Below are 24717 nucleotides of genomic sequence, written 5' to 3' on the forward strand. Positions count from 1 at the left end.
AGCGCGCACGACTGGACGCCGGTCGGCGTCACGATCGAGGATGGTGCCTCGATTGGGGCGCGTGCGGTGTGTGTTGCTCCGGTGACTATCGGGGCGTGGGCGACAGTGGCTGCCGGCGCCGTCGTCACTAAAGACGTTCCCGCTTACGGGCTGATGGCAGGAGTACCCGCGCGCCGTCTCGGCTGGGTAGGTAAGGCCGGTCACCCGCTCAAGGAACAGGACGGGTTGTGGGTCTGCCCCGAGACCGGCGAGAAGTACAGCGAAGCACACGGCACACTGGCACCAGTAGAGGATCAGAAATGAGCACAGGATTCATTCCGGCAGCGAAGCCGATCGTAGGAGATGAGGAGCGTGCTGCTGTTGATGCCGTGCTCGTCTCGGGCATGTTGGCGCAGGGCGCCGAAGTTGCCGAGTTCGAGAAGGAGTTCTCGGACGTTCTCCTCGACGGTAGGGCCTCTGTTGCCGTGAACTCGGGTACGTCCGGGCTGCATCTCGGTCTGCTCGCCGCAGGTGTCGGACCGGGTGATGAGGTCATCGTTCCCTCCTTTACGTTTGCTGCAACCGCGAATTCGGTGGCGCTGACCGGCGCGACGCCTGTGTTTGCGGACATTGAGCTCGACCACTACTGCCTGGATATCGCGCATGTGGAGTCACTGATCTCCGATAAGACGAAGGGGATTATGCCGGTGCACCTGTATGGGCACCCGGCGAATGTCGTCGCCTTCCGGGAACTTGCTGACGCCCGTGGCATCAAATTGTTCGAAGATGCTGCGCAGGCTCATGGGGCTGCGCTGGACGGCCGAAAGGTCGGCACCTTCGGCGATTTCGCCATGTTCTCGCTGTATCCGACGAAGAATATGACCTCGGGCGAGGGCGGCATGGTGTCCACCGGTGACGCCACGGTCGAGCGGAACCTTCGACTGCTGCGGAACCAGGGTATGGAGCGTCAGTACGAGAACGAACTGGTCGGATTCAATGCGCGCATGACCAATCTCCACGCTGCGATCGGGCGTGTTCAGCTGACCAAGGTTCTCGGGTGGACTGCACAGCGTCGGTCGAACGCGCAGTTCCTGAACGAGAACCTCGAAGGGGTCGGAACACCCGCGGTGGCAGAGGGTGCCGAACATGTGTACCACCAGTACACCATCCGTATCTCCGGTGACCGGGACGGCTTCGCGGCGGCTTTGAAGGATGAGTACAACATCGGCAGCGGTGTTTATTACCCGATTCCGAATCACCGGTTACCGTCCTTCGACCGGACCGAGGACCTGCCCAACACGGAGCTCGCGGCACGCGAGGTGCTCTCGCTTCCGGTGCACCCTTCACTTGATGAAGAGGATTTGGACCGGATTGTGACGGCCGTGAACAAGCTCGCCGGAGCAGGCGCATAATGGCGGATCTTCGCGTAGGCATCATCGGGTTGGGAATGATGGGCCGTCATCACGCTCGCGTCGCGCGCGAACTCGACGGCGTTCAACTGGTGGCGGTCGCGGATGCTTACGGCGATCCGCACGGCGTCGCTGGGGACTTGCCGCTGTGTGGGTCTGTAGATGAGCTGATTGCGCAAGGGATCGATATGGCCGTGTGCGCGGTGCCCACCGGTCTGCATGAGGAAGTCGGGCTTACCCTGGCAGCTGCGGGAGTGCACACCATGGTGGAGAAACCGATCGCTTCCACCATTGAGGGCGGCGTAAAGCTGGCCGAGGCTTTCGAGGAAGCTGGTCTGGTCGGCGCGGTCGGGCACATCGAACGGTTCAACCCGGCACTTCAGTCCCTGCGATCCCGCATCGAAAACGGCGATCTTGGAGATGTGTACCAGGTGGCCACCCGACGTCAGGGTCCCTTCCCCTCGCGGATCGCAGACGTCGGCGTCGTGAAGGACCTAGGCACCCATGACATCGACCTGACCGCCTGGCTGGCGCAGTCGCCCTACAAGTCGATCTCCGCCCGGACGAGCACGCGATCGGGGCGCCCACACGAGGACATGGTCACGGCATCATGCCAACTCGCCAACGGCGTCATCACCTCGCATCTGGTGAACTGGCTTTCGCCGATGAAAGAGCGGCTAACGGTGGTGACGGGGGAGATGGGTGCTTTCGTCGCTGATACTTTGACGGCCGACCTGACCTTCTATGAAAACGGAACTATCAACACCGAATGGGAAGCGGTGTCGAACTTCCGTGGCGTGAGCGAGGGCAACATCACCCGTCTGGCGCTCACGAAGCGCGAGCCGTTGAAGGCCGAACATGAAGCCTTCCGCGACGCTGTGTTGGGCAAGCGCAACGATGTCGTGACCATGCGCGAGGGACTCAACACTCTGCGGGTCGCTGAAGCAATGATCGACTCTGCCCGGACGGGGCAGATGGTTGACGTCACCGCGTGAATGCGCGGGTCATCCTAGCCACCCGGCTTTACCCGCCGGAAGTCGGTGCCGCCGCTTTTCGACTGAAAGCCCTCGTTGCCGCACTTGAGCGTGACGGCGCATCGGCGAGGGTGCTCACCACGCTCCCACCGACGGGCCACTCCGCGGAGCAGGGGGTCTCCCGCTGGCCGGTACTGCGGGACCGCGGGGGAAATGTTCGGGGGTACATCCAGTATCTGAGCTTTGACGTTCCGCTGTTTTTCCGGCTCGTTTTCAGCCGTGCAGATGTGGTGGTCTCCGAACCCCCACCCACTACCGGGTTGATGGTTACCGTTTCTTCCTGGCTGAGGAGACGTCCGTATGTCTACTACGCGGCTGATGTCTGGACCGACGCAGTGATCGCGATGGGTGCCTCCTCACCGGTGGTTTCCGTGATGCGGCTGATCGAGGGCGTGGTCCTGCGGAATGCCCACCACATTCTGGCGATCTCCGACGGCGTGGCTGAGCAGCTGGCGCAGTTCCGCGTACCCGCCGAGCGCGTGAGCGTTGTGGGAAACGGCATCGACACCGAAACCTTTGCCATGGAAGGGCCGAAACAGCAGCCTGGACACCCGTATTTCGTCTACACCGGAACAATGTCGGAGTGGCAGGGCGCTGAAATCTTCATCAATGCGCTTACTCTGCTTGAGGACCGACGGGATGTCCGGCTGTATTTCCTCGGTCAGGGAGCGTCGGAGCCTGCGTTGCGGGAACTGGCTGAGCGTGTAGCCCCCGGCCGCGTCACTTTCGGCGGTGTGAAGTCTCCGGCAGAGACGGCCGCCTGGATCCGTGGGGCAGCAGGCGCGCTGGTGAGCATTGTCCCCGGGAAAGGCTACGACTTCGCCAAGCCCACAAAGATTTACGCTGCAGCCGCATGCGGCATACCCGTTATCTATTCCGGTGCCGGCGACTGCGCCGACATGGTGGCCGGGAATGATCTGGGCGAGAGTGTTTCCTACGACCCGCTTGATGTCGCGGCAGCCATGCGCCGGCTCCTCGAAGGGCACGACGACGACGGGAAACAGTCGCGCGTCACCTGGGTCCAGGAGAACGCTTCCCTCCGGACGGCGGGGGAACGTGCCGCTCGGGCCGTCCTGGCCGCCCGGGCCAGATAGGGGCACGGGCAGCCCGTCGGTCTGCGGATCAGGAAGAGGCTGACCCGTTAAGCAGGGCGGCAACTACCTGGTGGGCTGCTTCTCCGGAGCCGTAGGGGTTGGCATCCGTGGCGGCCGGGGCGGGGCGGCTAACCGCAGCTCCCAGTTGGCTCAGGTCAGCGGAAATCAGCGTGTTCCATCCCAGTTCGACTGTTTCAACCCATTCGGTCTCCGGCCGCACGGTTGTGCAGGGCACCCTCAGGAGGAAGGCCTCCTTCTGGAGCCCGCCCGAGTCAGTCACGACACCGGCCGAGTTCTGGACGGCGTTGATGAGCTGCGGATAGGCAAGCGGGGCAATTGACCGAAGGGAACCGTGGTCCAGGGAGATACCGTGCTCGCCGGCCAGGGTGCGCAGGCGCGGGTGGGCCAGGAGAAGCACCGGCTTATCCAGCTCCGAGAGCTGGCTGACAATTGCGGCGAGGCGGCCGGCGGCGTCCGTGTTATCCGGACGGTGGATGGTGCTCACGTAATATCCGCCCGTAACCAGTCCAGCGGGAAGCGGTTCCTGTTTTGCGTTGACTGCATCCCGGGTGAGGTAGAGCACGTCGGTCATGACGTCGCCGACCAGGACGCTGCGGTCCGCCAGCCCTTCCGTGGCGAGATGGGCCATTGCCACTTCGGTGGGGGCGAGCAGGAGGTCCGCGGCGTGGTCCGTCAGCACGCGGTTGTGTTCTTCCGGCATCCGACGGTTGAATGACCGCAGACCGGCCTCGAGGTGGGCCACCGGGATATGCATCTTCACAGCGGCTACCGCCGCAGCGAGGGTTGAGTTCGTGTCGCCGTACACGAGGACCCAGTCCGGCCGTGCCTGCTCAAGCACCTCTTCCAGCCCTGCCAGCATCGTGCCGGTCTGCCGCCCGTGCGGCCCGGACCCGACAGCCAGGTTGAAGTCCGGGGCGGGAATGCCCAAATCCTGGAAGAAGACATCGGACATCAACTCGTCATAGTGCTGTCCGGTGTGGGCAATGAGGTGTTCAGCCTTGCCCTGCAGCGCAGTGGCGATGGGAGCGAGCTTCACGAATTGGGGGCGCGCGCCGACCACGCTGAGAATACGCATGCCACTCACTTTACCGGCTCGCAGGCCGGGCTCCGTCGAGCAACAGCCGTCGCAGAATGCCACGGACAATTTCGTTATCCGACTCGGAGCTCAGCGCCTGCGCTGCACGGTCAGTGTTCTGTTTGTACGTCCAGATCTGATCTCGTGAGAGTGATCGAATTGCCGCAGCCAGGGATGCAGGAGAGAAATCTTCAGTGACCGAACCTACATGGTGTTCCTGGATGAGGCGGGATGTCTCTGGTGAAGGACTAAAGACGATACCCAGTCTCGCTTGAACAAAATCGAAGAACTTGTTGGGCAACATCAAAGCTTGGTTCCGTGTTTGCGGCGGAAGACTATAGATTCCGAGGTCGTAACTGTTAAGTACCTCAGGCAGCTCGTCGGGAGAAACGGAAGGATGAAAGCGAATTCGCTTGGAGTTCGCTGCGAGGTGCTGAATGCGGCGCAGGTATCTTCCGTTATCCCTCGCCTCAATCAGGTAGAAGTCGAGAGTGTATCCAGTCCCGAGCTGCTGGACCGCCTCAATCATGCCCTCAAGGTTCCGTCCTGGTACGGCGGCTCCACTGTGCACCAGACGGATCACGGAATCGCTCAATGGTTGGGGCGTGAGGTCAACAAAAGGCCGTGCGTTCCGTACGATCTCGGTCGGGCTCCCGAAATTCTCTTTGTAGAGCACCGCGATTGACTCGTTGACTGTGGTGATCGCTTGGGTTCGTGGCAGGTACTTCTTGCAGACACGAGCCATCAACGGCGCGACCAGAAGCCTCCACGACAGGACTTGCACTCTTTCTTCCGGCGCCCATTCGTGCATGTCACCCCATATCGGTGTTTCACCCGCGATGTGGTGTGCAAACGGTAGCGCCCTTGCCTCGTTCGCAACGATGAGATCGAAGTTGTGATCTTTAACCAATGCGAGCGCCCGTTGCACTGCAGGTGCCGCCAGTTCTGCTTTCGAATGCCATCTGACGGTGAGAAGAGCTACTCCCAGCGGTGTTTGAGGGAGCGAGGCTAATCCTGAGTCTATTTCGAGGTGGTCGGCTGCAGCTGCAGGCTTGCTACCGTAGGAAAGGGTTGTTACTTCGCCGAATTCGGCCAGCAGATCGAGTTGCCGAAGGACTCGTGAATCCGCCGTTATCTCCGAAAAGGAAATGCAGAGTATTTTGGGGCGCATGTTCACAACTCTAGACTGTGGCACTCCTGCGATGCGCTTCTTCCGGGGCGGTCGGGTAACCTTGACCCGCGGGTGTGTGTCGCTTGCACGCAACCAAAACCGACCCAGGAGAATTCGTGAACGTTGACCTCGTCGTCGTCGGATCGGGCTTTTTCGGCCTAACGATCGCCGAAAGGGCCGCAACAGAACTAGGGTTGAAAGTTGCAGTCCTCGACCGCCGGCATCACATTGGCGGTAACGCATACAGCGAGAACGAGAAGCAGACCGGCATTGAGGTGCACCGGTATGGTGCGCACCTTTTCCACACCTCGAATGAGCGAGTTTGGGAGTATGTCAATCGCTTCACGTCGTTCACCAGCTACCAGCACAAGGTGTACACCAGCCACAAAGGCGAGGTTTACCCCATGCCGATCAACCTAGGTACCATCAATCAGTTCTTCAGATCATCGATGGGACCGGCAGAGGCTCGGGCGCTGATTCAGGAGCAAGCCGGTGAACTGGCTGGCACCGACCCGCAGAACTTGAATGACAAGGGCATCCAACTCATTGGACGCCCGCTCTATGAAGCTTTCATCAAGCACTACACCGGCAAGCAGTGGCAAACCGATCCCAAAGATTTACCGGCGGAAATTATCTCCCGCTTGCCGGTCCGTTACACCTACGACAACCGGTACTTCAACGACAAGTACGAGGGCCTGCCCGTCGACGGTTACACGGCGTGGATTGAACGCATGGCTGAGCATCCAAACATCACCGTCGAGTTGAACACTGATTTCTTCGACGACGGACACGCATATTCGCGTCGGGCCGCTGTAGGTCAGGTGCCAGTGATCTATACGGGTGCCGTGGACCGGTACTTCGACTATGTCGAGGGCGACCTGTCGTGGCGCACGATTGATCTTGAGGAAGAAGTCCTGCCGATTGAAGATTTCCAGGGCTGTCCCGTGATGAATTACCCCGACGAAGACGCTCCCTACACGCGGATTCACGAGTTCAGGCATTTCCATCCTGAGCGTGATTACACCAAGGACGCCACAGTTATTATGCGGGAGTTTTCCCGGTTTGCCGAGAAGGACGATGAGCCGTACTACCCGGTGAATACAGAGGCCGACCGCTCGAAGATGCTTGCCTACCGCGAGCTTGCGCGAGGGGAAGAGCTGGTGTTATTCGGCGGGCGCCTCGGCACCTATAAGTATCTCGACATGCACATGGCCATCGGGGCGGCGCTATCGATGTTCGACAACAAGATCAAGCCTCACTTCGATGGTGGCGCACGGTTTGAGAGTGGAGGCGTGGACCTATGAGCACGACGACGGCGGCAGCACCGACGGGTAGCAAAAAGGAAAGCGCGCGCTGGCAGATTCTTCAGCGGGTGATTCTGCCGAGTGAGAGCAACCTTGACACGGCGCCGCTTTACATTGATACGGGCAGTGCTCTCAGCATCCAGCTGAACACCATGGACGGGAGCGTGTCCAACGAACGAGCTGCATTCAGTAGTTTCAGCAATGCGAAGCAGATCCACGCCGAGGATTTCCGATCTCGCCATTCGACCCTTGTCCGCAGGGGGGAGCGGGTCTCCTTCGCGAGCTACTTTAACGCATTCCCAGCCAGTTACTGGCGCAAATGGACCACAGTCGATGATGTGCGCCTCGCGGTTACAACGTCCGGTTCGGGCAGTATCAGCGTCTACCGGTCGAACGCGCGTGGTTCCCTGCAACATGTCGAGACACAGCGGGTTGATGCCGTGGCCAACACTCACTTCGACCTCTCCCTGAAGCCATTCGGCGACGGCGGGTGGTACTGGTTCGATCTCGTTGCGGGCGCCGAAGATTTCGTTCTTGAGTCTGCGCAGTGGCTCGCTCATGAAGAACCTCGTGAAGCGGGGTCCGTCACGCTGGAAATCACCACTCTGAACAAACCCGATTTCTGCCTCAATAACCTTCAGATCCTGGCGAATCACCCGGACAACCTCAAGCAACTGAAGGAAATTCTGGTCGTCGATCAGGGGACGCAGAAAGTATCGGATGAGCCCGGGTTTGATGAGGTTCGCACGGCGCTGAAGGGTAAGCTTCGAATCATTGATCAGGACAACCTCGGGGGATCCGGAGGGTTCGCGCGGGGCATGTACGAGGCGGTGGAGAACGGAAGCGATTACGCGCTTCTGCTTGACGACGACATCGTGGTGGAGCCGGAGAGCATCTCGCGCCTGCTCACATTCGCCGACCGCTGTAAGAGTCCCACGATAGTCGGCGGGCACATGTTCGACCTCTACAACCGGACTGTCCTCCACACCTTCGGCGAAATCGTCAATCCCTGGCGCTTTCAGCCGGACCAGCCGCTCTCCGATCAGACGTTGGGACACGACTTCGTCCGTTCCAACCTCCGGCAGACCCCATGGCTTCATCGCCGTGTTGATGTGGATTACAACGGCTGGTGGATGGCGCTGATCCCTACCGTTGTCATTCGGGACATAGGGCTTTCGCTGCCTGTATTCATCAAATGGGATGACGCGGAATATGGCCTCCGGGCCAAGGCCGCGGGCTACCCGACTGTGTCCATGCCGGGAGCCGGCGTGTGGCATGTCTCCTGGATTGATAAGGACGATCTGGTCGGTTGGCAGGCGTACTTTCATACCCGGAACCGCATGATCGCGGCACTGCTCCACAGTCCGTATGACCGGGGTGGGCGCGTAGTCCGGGAGTCCGGGTACATGGACATCAAACACCTGATCTCAATGCAGTACTACACGGCCATGGGACGTTTGATGGCGATGCGCGACGTCCTCAAGGGGCCCGAGCAGCTGCACTCCATTCTCGCGACCAAGTTGCCGGAGATCAGGTCGATGGCAAGCGAGTACCCAGATTCGCAGTTCCGCAATGATCCAGATGCGTTTCCCGGTCCGAAGATGGACAAACCCCCTCGGCATGGGCAAGGGTTCAAGGCACCCTCCTACTTTCAGCTGATGCCGTGGGCCGCCAAGACGATCGTCCGCCAGCTCAGTAAGCCAATCGCCGCGTCGAGCAAGGAACGCCCGCAGGCGTTTATTGCGCATCAGGACAACAAATGGTGGCGAATGTCTCAATATGACAGCGCAGTCGTTTCCAACGCAGAGGGAACGGGAGCTTCCTGGTATCAGCGCGATCCCCGTAAACTGCGCTCCATGCTTGCGGAAGCCGCCAGCCTCAATGCCCAGATTCTTCGTGAGTGGCCACGTCTGAGAGAGTCGTACCGCAACGAGCTGACGAGCATCACGTCATTTGAGGCATGGAAGCAGACCTTTGATGCGCATTCCCGGAAGAACCCGCAAGATTGAGTGCTGAGCTGGCCACGCCCGGGCTCGGGCGTGGTCTCAAGGACGTGCTTCGTTCGAGGTTCCTTCTCAAGCTGCTGGTCGCAAAGGAACTGAAGGTTCGCTATCGGGGCTCTGTGCTGGGGCTTCTTTGGTCCTATGTGAAGCCGGGTGTCCAGTTCATCGTGTTCTGGTTCGCGCTCGGAGTCTTCTTGGGCATGAATCGAAGTACGGAGAATTATCCTATTTACCTGTTCTCTGGGATCGTTCTCATTAACTTCTTCAATGAGGCATTAGGCAACGCATCCAGATCGATCGTTGGGAACGGCGGCCTGATCAAGAAGATCTATCTGCCGCGTGAGCTGTTCCCTGTGGCCTCAGTTTGGGTGTCGGCGGTGCATTTCGTGCCGCAACTTGTTGTGCTGCTCATCGCTTGCGTCTTCACGGGATGGAGGCCGGGATTGCTGGAAATTGCCGCTGCCTTAAGCGGTTTCGCAATTGTGGCACTCCTTGCAACCGGGCTGGGTCTGTTTTTTGGCGCGGCAAACGTTTACTTCCGGGATTCCGAAAATTTCGTCGATATGCTCCTCATGATCGCCACCTGGGCGTCGCCGGTGCTGTACTCATGGACTATGGTCCGGGATGCACTGGGTGAAGTATTTCTCACCCTGTACCTGCTGAACCCGCTGACCATCGCCGTCGAGCTCTTCCACTTCGCTTTTTGGCGACCCACAACCGGTTCCGTGACGGACGCCGGGACCCTAGTGCCGCCCGATTTCTTCAGTTTGTGGGTACCGGTGGCCGCGATACTCGCAGTGCTGGTGATCCTGTTGGGGCAGTACACCTTCCGTCGGCTCGAGGGCCGTTTTGCCCAGGAGCTATAAGTGAGTACAGCAATTGAAGTTCGGGGAGTATCCAAGCAGTTCGTCCTGAGGCACACCAGGTCGATCAAGGAAGCGTTTGTGTGGCTTGTAAAGGGCCGCAAGGGTGATCTCTCCGAGCGGTTTCACGCGCTTAGTGACGTCCATCTTACGGTAGAGGAAGGTGAGTCCGTGGCCCTCCTAGGTTTGAACGGCTCAGGTAAGAGCACGCTCCTGAAGCACATTTCCGGGGTCATGCTGCCCGATACAGGGGATGTTCGGACTCGGGGGCGGGTGGCGGGGCTGATCGAGGTGGGTGCAGGCTTTCATCCGGATCTGAGCGGGAGGGACAACGTCTTTCTCAATGGGGCTATCCTCGGAATGACGGAAGCTCAAATCAGGGAGCGATTCGACTCCATAGTGGAGTTCTCGGAAATTGGGCAATTTATTGATACGGAAGTGAAGTTTTACTCGTCAGGTATGTACCTTCGCCTGGCTTTCGCCGTGGCAGTACACACCAATCCTGAAGTCTTCCTTGTAGACGAGATTCTTGCCGTCGGAGATGAGCCGTTTCAGAAGAAGTGCATCGCCAAGATTAGGGAACTAGCTGCGGCGGGAAAGACGCTGGTTGTTGTCAGTCACGATCTTGATCTGGTTTCCCAGATCTGCCACCGGGGGGTGTTGCTCAATCATGGCGAGGTACAGTTCGACGGGCCGGTGGGCCGAGCTGTGTCCATTCTCCGTGGTGAGGGTTAGGCGCGCGCGGTGACATGGTGGGCTGCCGTTCCCGCGCTCGGAGCGGCTCTTGGTTGTCTGTTTGTTCCAGGCGTTCTGTTGGCTCTCGCCGGCGGAGCACGTGGGCCGTCATTAGTGACCGCAGCACCGGCCCTCGGGGTAGGAGCTGTCGGGATAGCCGGCATTTTAGGAGCGCTTCTCGGAGTTGAGTGGTCTGCAGCATGGCTCCTCTTGTGCGTGGTCCCGGGCGCAGCAGCGGTCTACCTCATCGTGCGGGCGTGCCGCCGGCGTTTCACCGGGCAAGGGAAGGAAGAGCGCAGGCCAAAGCGAGATCCGGAGCCAAGGTCCAACGGCTGGCTCGGCACTATCGCTGGCGCCTTTCTCGCGGCATTGGTAATCGCCCTGCAGGTGAAGACTGCGATGGACCGGCCTGATCACATCGCGCAGCGGTATGACGACGTTTTTCACCTCAACGCGGTGCGCTACATTGTTGAGACAGGGAACGCCTCCACTCTCAACCTGGGCAGAATGCTTTCGCCTGATCGCGACATCGCAATCTATCCCTCTGCGTGGCACTCCGTCGCTGCTCTGGTTGGGCAGCTGGCTGGTCTCGGCATCCCAGTGAGCGTGAATATGTTGAACATCGTGATCGCCGCGCTTGTCTGGCCTCTATGCTGCATGTTCCTTGTGAGGAGTGTGGTTGGGAGAAGCAATCTGGCCGCGCTGACCGCGGCAGTGCTGGCCACGGTCTTTCCAGCCTTCCCGCTCGCCCTGTTCGAGTATGGGACTCTATTTCCCAACATGTTGTCCTACAGCATTCTCCCCGTAGCACTTGGACTTCTGATTCATGTCTCGCGGCTGGTATTGGAACCGGTAGACCAGTGGCATTGGTCGAGCCACACCGTGCTGCTCGGCATCGTGTTGGCAGGGTTGGTCACTGCGCAGCCAAACGGACTGGTCGCTCTTTTGGCGATGTTCGTCCCCATCGGTCTGTGGATTTGGTGGATGTGGGCACGGCCGGCTCGAACCCCACGGGATGTCGCACTGTGGCGAAAGACTGGAGTGCTGATCGTCGTCGGCATCACTTATCTGCTCGTGTGGGGGCAGTTGCTTTTATCCTTCGATGACCGGGAGCCGTTCACCACGGGAGGCGCCGCACTGGGCGCAGTGCTCACTGGTTCCGTGAGCGCTACCGCTACCAACTGGTTCACCGCTACTGCCATAGCCGGGGGCCTGGTGGTACTGGCTTCCGATAAGAGGAGAGTATGGCTCCTTTTCGTTTTCGTGGTTCCTGCTTTTCTCTACGTTGTTGCCGCATCGGTCCCGCCCGGGCCGATCCGTATGTTCTTCATCGGATCCTGGTACCAGGACGCTCCGCGGCTGGCCGCGTTGACGCCGATGGTGAGCATAGTGGTCGCAGTTGCGGGTTTCCTATGGTTGCGCGATTGGGCAGTTCGCCGAGTAACGGATGCAGGGAGAGGGGTGCGAAGACCGGTCGCCGGAGCTGTTGTCTCGGCCTCCGTGATGGCGTTCCTAGTCATACTCTGCGCCACCTCGTTTCAAGGCGCGATCGACGACGCGGTGGCGAATGCGAAACGGGCGTACAGCTTCGAGAATGCCAAGGCTGATGTCCTGTCTCTTGACGAGAGGAAGCTCATTGAGCAGCTTCCAGAGCTCGTTCCTGAAGACACAGTCCTTGGGGTGAACCCTTGGAACGGAGGTGCGTTAGCCTATGCCTATACAGGTATTCCCGTTTCGCAGTATCACATGGACACCCCGGGAGATGACCTCGCCATGGTAGCGCAGACGCTGGATGCTGCGGTCCAGGGATCGGACAGTTGCAGCACCGCCCAAAATCTGGGGATCGAGTATGTGCTCGACTTTGGCGACGATTACCTCCTCGACTTTGAAGAAGCATTTGAATACCCCGCGTTTGACGATGTGACAGCTGAATCCGGGTTTGAGCTGGTGCGCAGCGTAGGTGAAGCAGAGCTATATCGGATCGCGAAGTGCTGACAAACACGTTTGAGCACTGTTGCGCGTTGTTCCGCGTCCACTCGACTATGGGATACTTGCTCGGTGAGTCGCACCTGGATCGTTATTCCTCTCTACAACGAAGCACCGGTAATTGGCGATGTCGTCCGGGGTCTGCTCCCGTACTTTCCGCACGTGGTTTGTGTGGATGACGGCAGCACGGACACTTCGGCCAGAGCCGCCCACGAGGCGGGTGCCGTCGTCGTTCAACACCCAGTCAATCTTGGGCAGGGTGCCGCTTTGCAGACGGGTTTCGAGTACGCTTTGTCGGATCCCGAGATGACCAGTGTGGTGACATTCGATGCTGACGGCCAGCACCGGGTGGACGACGCCATGGCCATGGTCGCTCGGATCCACTCCGGTGAGGCCGACGTTGTGCTAGGTTCGAGGTTCCTTGACAGCCGGACCAATATAGGCTGGTTGAAGCGGTTGGTTTTGCGCACCGCCGCGTTGCAGACGAGACTGACTACAGGCATGCCCCTCACAGACGCGCACAACGGGCTGCGCGCATTTTCTCGGGGCATTACCTCCAACATTCATTTGACGCAGAACCGCATGGCGCATGCCTCCGAACTTGTGCAATTACTTGCACTGTTACACCCACGCTGGACGGAACACCCAGTGCAAATTATCTATACAGAGTATTCAAAATCGAAGGGGCAGTCGCTCCTTAATTCTGTCAATATTATGGCTGATTTACTGTTTAGGTGATCTAACGTGTTAATCGTTGTGCAAATTTTGCTCGTTCTTGCGGTCGTTACTGTCTCGCTGGTGCTCATCCGAGGTGGTTCAAATGCCAAGCACATGGCTGTTCGCAGAATCATGGTTCTTCTCTTCGCCTTGACCGCTGCTCTCTCCATCTTCCTCCCTTCGCTGCTTTCCGCCACAGCTCATGTCCTCGGCATTGGACGTGGCACCGACCTCGTTCTCTACGCATTCATCGTCAGCTTTCTTGTTTACATGTCCACAACGCATCAACGTTTCAGACACACGGAAGCGTCAATCACTAAACTGGCCCGCCGTGTGGCGCTGGATGAAGCGACGCGCCCCTGGGAGAGCGGACAGCGGTCGAACAATCCCACCCAACCCAATGCGTAAGGTCCGCTCAACAATCGCCACCTCAGCGGGGGAGTCGCAAGCGTGAGAGTTGCAGTGACCAAGGGAACGCTGCGGGTTCCTCCTACGTACTTTGCCCTGACACACGCCGAAAAAATGAGCGATTTGCATCAGTTCGAGGTGTTTTGCCTGGTCGCGGACCTAAGCACAGACTCTTCGGTTCCGGTTAATGACTATGTACCGCTCCGCCAGCTCGGATTTCGGAGGCGCGAACTTGTCATGCCCGGGTTTATCCCAAGCATGGTAGGAGGAGTCAAGAAGTTTCATCCCGACATAATCCATCAGCATTTCGGTACTTGGGCCGTCGCTGCTGCACACGTAGCCATGAGCACACGCGTCCCGCTGGTAACCACCCTTCACGGGGCCGATGTTTTCGCCTTACAACGGCCGCCATCCACGGCGATGGCACGATGGCACCATTACAACGTTCGAGTTGCGAACAAGCAAAGTAGGAAGCTCCTCGCCGTGAGTAACTTCCTTGCGGCCGAAGCCATCGCAGCGGGTTTGGATCCGCGCAAATTGGAGGTGCATTACCAGGGCATCGATACTGACTACTTCACTCCGGCTGAGAAAGTCCGCAGCTCAGAGCTCGGCGAAAAGCCGATGCTGCTGTTCGTAGGTGGGCTTAGCGAAGGTAAAGGTATACGTGACCTAATAGCCGCTTCAGGCGCGGTGAACAAGAGCGCCCCGCATAAGCTCGTCATAGTGGGGGATGGTGATTTGAGGGCTGAGGTTCGACAAACGGCGGCTGAGTTCACGCATATCGAACTGGTTGGCCCTCAAGATAAAGAATTAGTGCGGGATTGGATGCGTAGGGCGCGTGCATTAGTTGTTCCAAGCCGCATGTATAAGGGTGCCCGCGAGGCGGCGGGGCTGGTTGCACTGGAGGCCGCGGCCTGTGGAGTTCCGGTCGTTGCCAATGACTCCGGCGGGCTCCGCGAGATGATGGTGCCGGGCAGCACCGGTTTGCTTGTGAGGGAAGGTCATATAGACGATCTTGGCGAGGCTATCAGAGAAATCATTCAGTTACCCGCGCACTCGTATGCGGCAATGAGCTCGGCAGCGCGGAAGTTCGCCGTTGAAGAACGCAGCTTGAACGTGAGCTGCGCCGAACTCGCCGGCCATTACGAGGATATTAGAGGGCAAACTTTGTAGCGAGAATCTTCAGAGTAGAACTAAGACCGAAGTACGCCTGGCTAGAAGAGTTCCTGCGCCGCATTTTCCAAGCCGTCCTCACAGCCGTCAAATCGACGGCGACGAGGACGTCTGCTGAGCCAAGAACAGACATAGCTGAATCATCTCGCTGCACTGCCCTCCAAAATACCCTTGACTCATCTAGTGGACCGAGGGAGTTGATCATTCGTCCGACCGGGAACTTCTGAAGAAAGGCGTGGAGTTTAACTGAAGGCGTCAATGCAAGAAATTGGTCAAGAGGTGGTTTGCTGCGATCTGACTTACCGATAACGATGCTTCGGTTGGTTTCGTAGGAAGGCAACCAACTAATGAGTTCAAGTTCGATCTGCCGGCCGGTCGCCTTAGCGAGAGCTTGATTCAAGGCCTCCTCACCGAGCGCCGAGCGGAATAATTGTTCTGGATCGCTTGCAGATCCAACGATAGCTACAACTCGAAGGGGCGGATTCACGAGGCTCAGTCCTTTCCAATAACTTCTTCTAAGCGCTGTATCCGCGGTGAAAGCTGCCTTTCCCGCGCAAGGTGGGACGCCCAATTTTGATTTTTGGCGTAATCGGTTGCAGTCATATGTACCGCGCGTTCCGCCGTCTGCAAAAACACTTCACATGCAGCTTGTGCGGAGACTTCCTTGACAGGATACCAATCATTGCGATCTTGCAAGATAGTGCTAGCGGCGCTCTTAGGGTAATGCACTGAAGCAATAGGAAGGCCGGTTGCTGCATATTCGAAGACTTTGCCACTTGTTACGTATTCGCTTCCGGCCAAGGCTAACAACAGCGCATCGAACTGTGCATATACAGCTGCGACCTCTGTCTTGCTGACGGGCCCTTCGTAAGACACACTATCCCCAGCATAATGTTCGAGCAACTTGAGAACTTTCGGGTCCGGCTCGGAATAATGTCCAAGCCTTCCGCGAAATACCAGGCGCGATCTGCTGATGAGGTCTGACTGTGACCGAGCCATTCGCCAGCCGTCGAGCGCCTCTTTTAGCGGTATAGGGCCGTATATAGTTCCAAGATAACCGAAGACCAAACTACGGCTCTGATGGATGCCCGTCTGCCGTTCCATGTCTTTGAATTGGGATGCGAATTCGGCGTCGAACGCGTTCGCAACAACGTGAAACTTATCCGCAAGGTCTGGATGCTCCTGGACGTGCCAGTCTCGAATCGGCACGTTCACAAACCACGCTTCTGTCGCGTTCTTTAGGAATCGGTTTTCTAATCGTGCGGACCTTGAATGGCGCAAGCCGATTCGTTCGCCTGAGAAAACGTCTAGGTGCCAAGCATCCCTATAATCCATAACATATGGCACACCGGCCTTCCTATGAAGGTGCCAACCAGGAATGAAATCGACGTTTGGGTTTGCGGTGCCGAGGACCAAATCCACCGGGTTCTCTTGATGAACGCGATCCGTAGCATTGACGAGGGCTCTACGCCATCCGCCGTATACGGGTTCGGGAAAAGAGATGCGATCCTTCTGCGCGCGGATATAGGACCAAAGAAGGTTTGATGTCATTCGGGCTCGTGACCACTGCGATAGGTCAGGTTCAGCTCTCTCCAAGCTAAAGGGAACTCTCACGATGGCGATTCCTGGGTCGATGGTCTTCTCAAGCTCGCCATCGGTCCCCGTTTGGTAGTCGAAAACCTCTCGACTCGCTGTGAGGACGGTAACTCTCCATCCGCTGCGTGCGAAGGAGTTCGCGGTGGCCAGTGCCCTATAAACGCCCGCACCACGTGAGGGTGGATATCCCCAAGCGACGTAAAGAAGGTGCGGTCGTTCGTCGACTGTCATGCAGCGTTCTCCAATTCATCGGTGAGCAATCAAACTCTACAGTGATTCGTCCAGCACGTGCTTCAGGCTCCACGACGGCTGTGACTACCCGTTTCAATCTGGCGCGGTCCGTCCGTAGGACAGCCCTCGTCAGCGGTTGCCCTCATCCAAAGGTGCGATCTAGACCTGCGGGGTGACGTTGGGTAGAACGCTACAAGTTCCGCGGCAGGTAAAGACGAGTTGCTCCAGCCGGCCCTGTCTCCGGCGCTGGCGGATAGAGTGCCAAAGTGATTAGGGGTTCTTTCTATGAATTTGCGCCGCGCATCATCCGGAGGACGGCTCTCTTGGGGAAGCCTCCAGCTTGGAACGCATGGTTAGTCATGGTTGCGCACCTGCGTGCTGTCTGCCGCCTAGCATCGCTGCTCATCGTGACAGGCCTTAAGCGCTCTCAATCTCCCGCTTGACCCACGCTCGCAACTTTTCCGGGTCAGACCGAACTCGTTCAAACACACGGGTCTTCATCCCCTAGTTCTCGGGTGCCTTCACAACCACCCCGATCGGACGAATCTCAATCGAGCGCCGGTGTGGTTACGATATGTGGTCTGACTCCGATGAGGACGAGAACTCGAGCGGAGGAACGCACTGATCTCCGTCCTTCTTGACAATTTCCGCGAGGCGCTTGATCGGTTGCTCTAGTTGCTTCCCACGGGAGAGGTGCAGTGCCCACTGCTGGTTCTTTGCATAGTCAGCTGCGGTCATCTCAGCCGCCCGTTCCGCTGTGGCAAGCAATACCCTGCAAGCTTCATCAGCATTGACTTCTTGCATTGGGAACCAGTCCTCTCTCCCGCTCAATACCTCAGTAGTCGCGGTCTCTGGGTGATGTAGCGATGTGATCGGCAGCCCGGTGGCGGCATACTCGAAGACCTTCCCGCTCGTAACATATTTGCTACGTCCAAGAATTAGAAGCAGCGCGTCGAACTGCTTATAGACGGCAGCAACATCTGTTTTGCTCACCGGTCCCTCATAGGAAACCTGGTCATTGCGGTATTCACTCAAAATGGCGAGGACCTTCGGGTCAGGCTCCGTGAAATGACCTAGCCTTCCTCTGATAACGAGGCGGGATGCCGCAACGAGCCGTGACTTCTGCCTGGCTTTTCGCCAGCCTTCCAGTGTTTCTTTGAGAGGCATAGGGCCGTAGATTGTACCGAGATAGCCGAAGACGAGCCCATCGCCAAGCGCATCCTTGGCGGGGGACTGTAGTCCTACGAAATTTGAAGCGAACTCTTCTTCAAATGCATTCGCAACGACATGATAGTTCTTCGAGTTCTCCGGGTATTCCCGCGCGTGCCAATCACAAATTGCACCATTCACGAACCAAGCTTCTACAGATTGTTTGAGTAGTTGGCGTTCTCTTCGCACCGAGCGGGAGCGCGGGGACCCGATTCGTCTATCCGCGTAGACGTCGAGATGCCAAGTGTCACGATAATCCATGACGTAAGGCACACGCGACTTCCTGTGTAGGTGCCAGCCCGGGAGGAAATCCACATTTGGATTGGCGGAGCCAATCACCAAGTCCACTGGCTTCTCTTTATGAACTATATTCGTGGCATTGATCAGCTCGCGTCGCCAACCGCCATACACTGCTTCGGGGAACTCAAGCCAGTCCTTCCGTGCGCGCAAATGCGTCCACAGCAGGTTGGAGGCCACGCGGAGTTTAGACCAGTTTGATAGATCGGGCTCTCCACGAATCCAGCTGAACGGCACCCGTACTACATGGATCGTGGGGTCGACAGCTTTTTCCAGTTCGGTATCTGTGCCCGTCTGATACTCGAACACTTCACGGCTTGCCGTAAGGACTGTTACTTCCCACCCGCTCCGCGCGAAAGCATTAGCGGTCGCCAGCGCTCGGTAGACCCCTGCACTTCGCGAGGGAGGGAAACCCCATGCAACATATAAGAGGTGCGGGCGTTTTCCGACGGTCATTGGGTCCTCTCCATTTGGCTGGGGCATGAACCACTTTACAGCTGGCTTGTTTTCTGGCGTCAAACCTCTGCTAAGTTCGGAATATGTCTGCCGCCGGCGAGGAACCAACAGCGCTCCACCTCTACGATTGCGCTGACGTCGGAGCAACTCTCGTTCAGTACGGCCGTGCGATGGGCCGGCCTTGGCGCTTCCTTCCGGCACGGGACACGAGTCTCGATAACGCGAGCACGATGGGCTCCCTTGGGCGGACTGCGAGCATAGCGAAGTGGACTGCGACCCGCTGGCTGAAAAGTTTTGATGCTGATCTGCTTCATATCCATTTCGGCACCAGGTTGGATGTGCTCGCCAAGTGGCCCCGTAGACCATTTATCGTTCACTATCATGGAACGGACATCCGAACCTTCTACTACGATCCCCTGCAGCGCGGCAGAATACAATGGGGCGCGGACAACGCGGAAGTCGTGTTGTATTCGACTCCAGACCTCAAGGTCCATGCAGAAAGAGCGCGAAGTGATGCAATTTATCTCCCCAATCCCGTAAATTTGGGCGAGCTGCCAGCCTGGGATCCAAACGGAGCGCCGGTTGTCGTCTTTTCCTCACGATGGGATGACTCCAAGGGTGGACAGCAGCAATTGGAGCTTCTTTCAGCAATTCGTCGAGCGTTGGGACCTGAAGTTCGCCTAGAAGGCCTGGAATGGGGCAATGGTGCTCAGGAAGCGCGCCGCCGAGGCGTCGAATTGATTCCTCGGATGTCGAAGCAGCACTATCTGCGGTGGCTGTCGAAAGCTCATTGCGTCGTCGGTCAAACGTCGGGAATCCTAGCTATGAGCGAGCTTCAGAGCGTTGCCATCGGGGTTCCGCTGGTGGCGCGTCTTGAGCCGGGGTTCTACCCCGATCCTGTGCCGGTAATCAGCGCACCAACCACGGATGGTCTTGCCGCTGAGGTCGCTTCCGTCATGCAGGACCCCGTGGGAACTGCAAACGTACTTCAGGGCCGTCAATGGGTGAACGAACATCACTCACCGGATGCAGTTGTGAATCAGCTCGCAACCATTTATGGCGAGTTAGCTTAGACCTGCCAGAGCTGCCTGTCGCGCGAAATCCGGAACTTTGGCAACTACCTCGTCGAACGATCCCTGGGCGTCGACCCGCCCGTCCTTCATGAAGAAGACAATATCGGCGTTTCTGATGGTTGAGAGCCTATGGGCTACCGTTATAACGGTAACTTCACCATGAAGCTTTCGTATTGCAGAGGTTACTGCTGCCTCCGTCGCCGTGTCCAGCGCGCTCGTTGCCTCATCCATCACAAGAACATTCGGGTTGTCATAAAGAGCGCGCGCTATCCCTAATCGCTGTCGCTGACCGCCCGAGAGCGAGTGGCCTCTTTCAGCGACCACAGCGTCGATTCCGCCAGGGCGACTAATGATCGTCTCCAGCAGCTGGGCGCGTCGAAGTGCCGTCTCGACTTTGGGCCTGTCAACATTGGACGGGTTCCACGTGAGCGCTACGTTCTGGCCAACAGACGCATCGAATAGGGATACCTCTTGCGGAACGTACCCGATGCGTTTGCGCCAATCATCAAGAACGAAGTCCATTCGCACGCCACCCACTTCCAGGTGCCCCTCGCTAGGCTCAATTAGTCCGAGCAGAAGGTCTATTAGCGTGGATTTTCCCGCACCGGAGCTTCCCACGAAAGCGACGTGTGTTCCAGCCGGAATAGAGATGCTCACACGATTCAGGGCGGGAGACTCAGCCCCGGGATAAGTGAAGCTGACGTTTCGCAGCTTAATGTCAACTCTCCCGGAGTCCAGCTTCTGTTGAGGACGATCACGTACGCGCGCCGCGAGCAGTGCGTCGCCTTCCCGAATGTCGTGCATGACGTTATTGGCGAAAGAAGCGCTTGAGTTTGCCTGAGACTGGACTGCCTGGAGGCGCGTGAGTGATGGAACGAGTCGGAAGCCGGCAACAGCAAATAGGCCGACCGCGCTTACTGCTCCCTCGGGGCCATCCATTATCAGCCCAACCCCTCCGACCAGCGCGAATCCTAGGATCAATGCAGTTTCAAGGACGTAGCGGGGCACCTGACTCAGAAAGATAGACCTTGCGCGAGCCCTTGAGCTTTTGGTCCGGGTCATATTGACCCGCTCCTGAACATCAGGAGCCCTGCCTGCCAGGGTCAATTCCTTCAAGGTGTTCATTGCTTCGGTGAGCATCGTGACGGTTTTACCCGACCACTGGCGGTTCTCTCGACCAGCTTGAACCGACATAGGAGAGATGACGCGGGCGAGCAGGAAGGCAACGAAACCGAGATAAAGAAGTGTCACGATCGCGATGATCGGCTCGGCTACAAATAGCACTACGATAACGGCCAAAAGAGTCCCGAATTCGCCAAACAAGGTCATAGCGGGAATGAGAACGCCAGCTACCGTGATTCCTACGCCAACGTCGACCATACGAACGAGTTCGCTGGAATTTTTCTTTAGACGGTTCACCCAAGGGGACGCAAGATAGGAGGCGAAGAGGCGGTCACCGATCGAAACTTCATGCTGCGCGAACCGCGCGGTAGCCATCCGCAGCAGCAGGACTGCCAGGACTCCTTTTAGGACGATCAATAGGCAAACCCCGAGGAGGATAGGCAGAATCACGCCCGAAACGTCACCGACGACGGGGAGCACGACTGAGTCTCCACTCACGAGGGCGGGAAGAATCAGCGCAACCGCTCCCAATGCAACCATGTCCAGCACGGCGAGACATGCGCTAGCGATTCCGTAGCCCAGAAGGAAGCGGCGGCTGCCTGAGGGGAGCGTGGCCAAAAGAGGGCGCAATATTTCTAATAGGTTTTTCATGCCGTCCATCAGCGTACTCGAAACCGTTTCCGCAAGGGTCTTACGGCGGCCGAGGGTACTAGGATATTTCAGTCGATGCTGGTGCGGCGTTCAAGAATAGAAAGAGCGTAAAAGCCGTGCGGTGGGAAGTCCTGCACAGCCACTTCTCACCGCCTACCCGGTAGCTACAGCCATCCGTACATCGCGTTCGTTAGCCACAGGCAGGGCACGGGTATCGGGGTCGGTGATTCCCCCGCCGTGAACCTGTGCCGATCAATTGAACGGAGTTCCGGCGATGGTGTAGGTGCTCCAGGACTTTCCGGCTGGTGTGGCTTGGCTGAAGCCGTTGGTGGTGAAGGGGTAGTAGGTAAGGTCGCCTGTGATGTCGCGTCCGATGAGGCCGCGGCTAGTACTTCCATTGAAGCCGTCCACGGCGTTGACAGCGTCGATGGTGTGCCATCCGGTTCCGATGGCGGTCCGAGAGCCCGAAATGATGCTGCCGGTTCCGCTGCCGGTGTAGCGCAGCAGGTTGTTGCTGGAGTCGCGGGAGAGCAGGTCCATGCGTCCGTCGAGGTTCTGATCTGCCATGACAATGGGCATATCCGTGAAGTCGGATCCAATTTTCACTGCTTTGCCTAGCCGATGGGTTGAGGTATGCGGCCAGTATTGGAGGGTCCCGTCGGGGCGGGCGCCGACTACCGTGGTGCCTTGTCCTGTAACCCAGGGACCGACGGCTATGCTGATGCCCTGCCAGCCGGTACCTATCTGAACAGGGGAGTCGAAGCCACCCGTGGGTTTGCCCGCATAGTAGTTCAGGATTCCGTTGTCCCACTGCGCGAGAAGGTCGATGGTGCCGTCGGTGTTCCAGTCCACGGGATTGATGGACGCGGCTGCGCTCCATCCCGAGCCGATTTGGAACCGCGCATCGAACCCGCCTTTCCCGTTGGCTGGGTAGTTCCAGAGCCTGCCGCTTGAATCAATAGCCACCATATCCGCGAGCGCACGCACAGACGGCTGGGCGGGCGCTGGTGCAGGCGCGGGGTCTGGCTCAGGTGTCGGCGTCGGCTCCGGAGTGGGCACAGGGGCAGTCGACGTGAAGTCAGTGCCAGCGATGGTGTAGGTGCTCCAGCCTGACCCAACGCTGGTTGCTTGTCCGAAGCCGTTGGTGGTGAAGGGGTAGTAGGTGAGGTTGCCGGCCGTGTTGCGCCCGATCATCCCCCGGCTGTTGGTGCCGTTGAAGCCGTCGACAACATTGATGGCGTCGATCACGCCCCACCCGTTACCGACCACAGTTCGTGAGCCTGAGACGATGGTTCCGGTTCCGCTGCCGGTGTAGCGCAGCAGGTTGCCGTTGGAGTCGCGGGAAAGAAGGTCCATGCGTCCGTCGAGGTTCTGATCCGCCATGACGATCGCCATGTTCGTGAAGCCGGATCCGATTTTCACGGCGCTGCCGAGCCGGTGCGTTGAGGTATGTGGCCAGTAGTGCAGCGTGCCGTCAGAACGGGCGCCGACTACCGTGATGCCTTGGCCTTTGACCCACGGTCCGACGGCGATGCTGATGTCCTGCCAGCCCGAAGATCCAATCTGGACGGGAGTTTCGAACCCGCCCGAGGGCTTACCCGCGTAGTAGTTCAAAGTTCCGTTGTTCCACTGGGCAAGCAGGTCGATCGTGCCGTCGGCGTTCCAGTCCACGGGATTGATGGACTTGGCGCTGCCCCATCCCTGCCCAATCTGGAATCGTGTGCCGAACCCACCCTCGCCGTTGGCCGGGTAGTTCCACAACCGCCCGGACGAATCGATTGCCACCATATCCGCTAGCGCCCGCACCGACGGCTTGGGTGATACGGCTGTGGGAGCACTGCCGCCTCGCGCGAAAGCCTGGAGGCTGGTGAAGGATCCGTTCCACTGGTTCCAGTCGCCGACAACCGGTCCCTCGCTCGTGTACTGCCAGACGCTGTAGAAATCCCAGCTGGCGGGCAAAGTGCCTGCGCCGTAGTTATTGTAGGAGGCCACGTGAAGCGCATGGTCCGAGAAGGCCGTGCTGCTGCCTGTGCACCGGTTCCACCAGTCGGTAGTTGTATAAATCATCGGCTTGCGGCCGGTGAGGGTCACCATCCGATTCGAGAAGTCCCGGATCCAAGTGACCATCTGCGATGCGCTCATGTCGTAACAGGTGTTCCCCAGCGAGGGGTAAGGGTTGTATTCAACGTCCAGGAGCGGAGGCAGGGTTTTCCCGTCCGCGCTCCAGCCACCGCCATTTGCCACAAAATAATTCGCCTGGGCGGCACCGCTCGAGACGTTCGGAATGGCGAAGTGATAGGCACCGCGGAGCATTCCGCGGCCGCCGGAACCGTTGTACTGGTGAGCGAACTCAGGGTTCTTGTAGACAAGCGCTTCTGTCGCCTTCACATAGGCCCAACGTGAGCCGTAGTTCCATGCGCCGTCCCAGTCCACGTAGCCTTGGTGGCTGCTGACGTCGACACCAAGGACGCCCGACGACGGTTGCCAGTAGTTGGTTGCAAGGGGCGCCATTGCTGCGCCTTCGACTGAATCGGTTGAGTCAGCACCGTTGCTGAGCGGGGAAGCATCCTCACGGGGTGCCGGCTTTTGCGCATCTCCCGTCACTTCCAGACGCTCGATGCCCTGTCCCATGCTTGCCCCATGTTCTCCTATGAGGTCCGCGAGCAGGTCGGAGTTGTTTCGGTAATCAAGAGCAGTGGGCGCCTCTGGTGCCACTGATGACTGCGAAGGCGAGGCCGCTGGCGATGGTGCCGGTTCCTCTACGGGATCCGCGGGTTCGCTCGCAGGAGCCGCCGGAGCCGCCGGCGGGGAAGCGGTGGCTACTTCCGCCGGAGCCGTGGCCGTCGTCGTCGGCGTTTCAGTTCCGACCGCTGGCGTCATTCCGGCGAGGAGGCCAAGAGTGACCAGCGAGGAGAGTGCGAACGTTTTCGAGGCGCGGGAAGCTATCAAGGGAAATCTCCAGATAGTGCAAGCCCCGGCAGGGGCCGGGCGTTTCCCAGGAAAGGGTACCTGCGTGTTACTTATGAAGAGGGACAGATGTGACGACTTGAAGCATGGTTGTCCACAGGTCGCTTCATCGGGCTAGGTAAGTTGTTTCGCCGTGGCCTACG

General features: G+C 58.6%; 19 protein-coding genes. 13 read left to right on the forward strand and 6 right to left on the reverse strand.

Translation table 11 applies throughout. The features are described 5' to 3' along the window. The 4 genes from ABFX19_RS08170 to ABFX19_RS08185 all read left to right on the forward strand — a co-directional run. A partial coding sequence (locus tag ABFX19_RS08170) for a DapH/DapD/GlmU-related protein (RefSeq protein WP_346028059.1) occupies positions 1-303 on the forward strand: 303 nt, incomplete at its 5' end. After that, the gene (locus ABFX19_RS08175; RefSeq protein ID WP_346028060.1) at positions 300-1391 is read left to right on the forward strand and encodes a DegT/DnrJ/EryC1/StrS family aminotransferase; all 1092 of its coding nucleotides are present in this window, start codon (positions 300-302) and stop codon (positions 1389-1391) included. The genes ABFX19_RS08170 and ABFX19_RS08175, both read left to right, overlap by 4 nt. Further along, positions 1391-2383: a Gfo/Idh/MocA family oxidoreductase gene (locus ABFX19_RS08180; protein ID WP_346028061.1), complete on the forward strand. Its 993-nt coding sequence runs from the start codon at positions 1391-1393 to the stop codon at positions 2381-2383. The genes ABFX19_RS08175 and ABFX19_RS08180 overlap by 1 nt, the downstream gene beginning before the upstream one ends. Then, positions 2380-3516, forward strand: coding sequence for a glycosyltransferase family 4 protein (locus ABFX19_RS08185; protein WP_346028062.1), 1137 nt, complete (start codon positions 2380-2382; stop codon positions 3514-3516). The genes ABFX19_RS08180 and ABFX19_RS08185 overlap by 4 nt, the downstream gene beginning before the upstream one ends. 28 nt (positions 3517-3544) lie before the next feature. Here ABFX19_RS08185 and wecB read toward each other — a convergent pair whose 3' ends face one another. Then, positions 3545-4612 (reverse strand): non-hydrolyzing UDP-N-acetylglucosamine 2-epimerase, encoded by a 1068-nt coding sequence (gene wecB, locus ABFX19_RS08190; RefSeq protein WP_346028063.1) that lies wholly within the window; start codon positions 4610-4612, stop codon positions 3545-3547. A gap of 10 nt (positions 4613-4622) precedes the next feature. Beyond that, positions 4623-5783, reverse strand: a complete 1161-nt coding sequence (locus ABFX19_RS08195; protein WP_346028064.1) for a glycosyltransferase family protein — start codon at positions 5781-5783, stop codon at positions 4623-4625. A gap of 116 nt (positions 5784-5899) precedes the next feature. Between ABFX19_RS08195 and glf the strand changes: the two genes are divergently transcribed. From glf to ABFX19_RS08235, 8 genes are all read left to right on the forward strand, one after another. Beyond that, the gene (gene glf / locus ABFX19_RS08200) at positions 5900-7087 is read left to right on the forward strand and encodes a UDP-galactopyranose mutase (RefSeq protein WP_346028065.1); all 1188 of its coding nucleotides are present in this window, start codon (positions 5900-5902) and stop codon (positions 7085-7087) included. Then, positions 7084-9096 (forward strand): glycosyltransferase, encoded by a 2013-nt coding sequence (locus tag ABFX19_RS08205; protein ID WP_346028066.1) that lies wholly within the window; start codon positions 7084-7086, stop codon positions 9094-9096. Before glf ends, ABFX19_RS08205 begins: the two co-directional genes overlap by 4 nt. Beyond that, positions 9093-9956, forward strand: coding sequence for an ABC transporter permease (locus ABFX19_RS08210; protein WP_346028067.1), 864 nt, complete (start codon positions 9093-9095; stop codon positions 9954-9956). The genes ABFX19_RS08205 and ABFX19_RS08210 overlap by 4 nt, the downstream gene beginning before the upstream one ends. After that, the gene (locus ABFX19_RS08215; protein ID WP_346028068.1) at positions 9957-10688 is read left to right on the forward strand and encodes an ABC transporter ATP-binding protein; all 732 of its coding nucleotides are present in this window, start codon (positions 9957-9959) and stop codon (positions 10686-10688) included. Positions 10689-10697: 9 nt separating this feature from the next. Continuing rightward, entirely contained in the window at positions 10698-12683 is a 1986-nt protein-coding gene (locus ABFX19_RS08220; protein ID WP_346028069.1) for a DUF6541 family protein, read from the forward strand. Positions 12684-12746: 63 nt separating this feature from the next. Next, positions 12747-13412, forward strand: a complete 666-nt coding sequence (locus ABFX19_RS08225) for a glycosyltransferase family 2 protein (RefSeq protein ID WP_346028070.1) — start codon at positions 12747-12749, stop codon at positions 13410-13412. Positions 13413-13418: 6 nt separating this feature from the next. Further along, complete coding sequence (locus ABFX19_RS08230) at positions 13419-13799, forward strand: DUF2304 domain-containing protein (protein WP_346028071.1); 381 nt, start codon at positions 13419-13421, stop codon at positions 13797-13799. A 54-nt stretch (positions 13800-13853) separates the two neighbouring features. Then, positions 13854-14972, forward strand: a complete 1119-nt coding sequence (locus ABFX19_RS08235) for a glycosyltransferase (RefSeq protein ID WP_346028072.1) — start codon at positions 13854-13856, stop codon at positions 14970-14972. 492 nt (positions 14973-15464) lie between these two features. On the opposite strand, the gene ABFX19_RS08240 is transcribed toward ABFX19_RS08235, so the two are convergent. After that, positions 15465-16799 carry a glycosyltransferase gene (locus ABFX19_RS08240; protein ID WP_346028073.1) on the reverse strand — a complete coding sequence of 445 codons (1335 nt, stop codon included), beginning with the start codon at positions 16797-16799 and terminating at the stop codon, positions 15465-15467. 567 nt (positions 16800-17366) lie between these two features. After that, positions 17367-18761: a glycosyltransferase gene (locus tag ABFX19_RS08245; protein ID WP_346028074.1), complete on the reverse strand. Its 1395-nt coding sequence runs from the start codon at positions 18759-18761 to the stop codon at positions 17367-17369. An 83-nt stretch (positions 18762-18844) separates the two neighbouring features. Between ABFX19_RS08245 and ABFX19_RS08250 the strand changes: the two genes are divergently transcribed. After that, positions 18845-19834, forward strand: coding sequence for a glycosyltransferase family protein (locus ABFX19_RS08250; protein ID WP_346028075.1), 990 nt, complete (start codon positions 18845-18847; stop codon positions 19832-19834). Here the strand turns inward: ABFX19_RS08250 and ABFX19_RS08255 are convergent. Together ABFX19_RS08255 and ABFX19_RS08260 are read right to left on the reverse strand one after the other, a co-directional pair. Continuing rightward, on the reverse strand, positions 19826-21616 hold the full coding sequence (locus ABFX19_RS08255) for an ABC transporter ATP-binding protein (RefSeq protein ID WP_346028076.1): 1791 nt from the start codon (positions 21614-21616) through the stop codon (positions 19826-19828). The two genes, ABFX19_RS08250 and ABFX19_RS08255, sit on opposite strands and share 9 nt — an antisense overlap. A gap of 243 nt (positions 21617-21859) precedes the next feature. Next, positions 21860-24556, reverse strand: a complete 2697-nt coding sequence (locus tag ABFX19_RS08260; protein ID WP_346028077.1) for a lysozyme — start codon at positions 24554-24556, stop codon at positions 21860-21862. Positions 24557-24717: the final 161 nt, after the last annotated feature.

Source organism: Arthrobacter parietis, assembly GCF_039530425.1.
GTDB classification, from domain to species: domain Bacteria; phylum Actinomycetota; class Actinomycetes; order Actinomycetales; family Micrococcaceae; genus Arthrobacter_D; species Arthrobacter_D parietis.

What these genes read in the sequence shown, in the direction of transcription:
- ABFX19_RS08255 (WP_346028076.1), bottom strand. Translation starts at nt 21,616, where the DNA reads ATGGACGGCATGAAAAACCTATTAGAAATATTGCGCCCTCTTTTGGCC.
- wecB (WP_346028063.1), bottom strand. Translation starts at nt 4,612, where the DNA reads ATGCGTATTCTCAGCGTGGTCGGCGCGCGCCCCCAATTCGTGAAGCTC.
- ABFX19_RS08205 (WP_346028066.1), top strand. Translation starts at nt 7,084, where the DNA reads ATGAGCACGACGACGGCGGCAGCACCGACGGGTAGCAAAAAGGAAAGC.
- ABFX19_RS08180 (WP_346028061.1), top strand. Translation starts at nt 1,391, where the DNA reads ATGGCGGATCTTCGCGTAGGCATCATCGGGTTGGGAATGATGGGCCGT.
- ABFX19_RS08245 (WP_346028074.1), bottom strand. Translation starts at nt 18,761, where the DNA reads ATGACCGTCGGAAAACGCCCGCACCTCTTATATGTTGCATGGGGTTTC.
- ABFX19_RS08250 (WP_346028075.1), top strand. Translation starts at nt 18,845, where the DNA reads ATGTCTGCCGCCGGCGAGGAACCAACAGCGCTCCACCTCTACGATTGC.
- ABFX19_RS08195 (WP_346028064.1), bottom strand. Translation starts at nt 5,783, where the DNA reads ATGCGCCCCAAAATACTCTGCATTTCCTTTTCGGAGATAACGGCGGAT.
- ABFX19_RS08175 (WP_346028060.1), top strand. Translation starts at nt 300, where the DNA reads ATGAGCACAGGATTCATTCCGGCAGCGAAGCCGATCGTAGGAGATGAG.
- ABFX19_RS08240 (WP_346028073.1), bottom strand. Translation starts at nt 16,799, where the DNA reads ATGACAGTCGACGAACGACCGCACCTTCTTTACGTCGCTTGGGGATAT.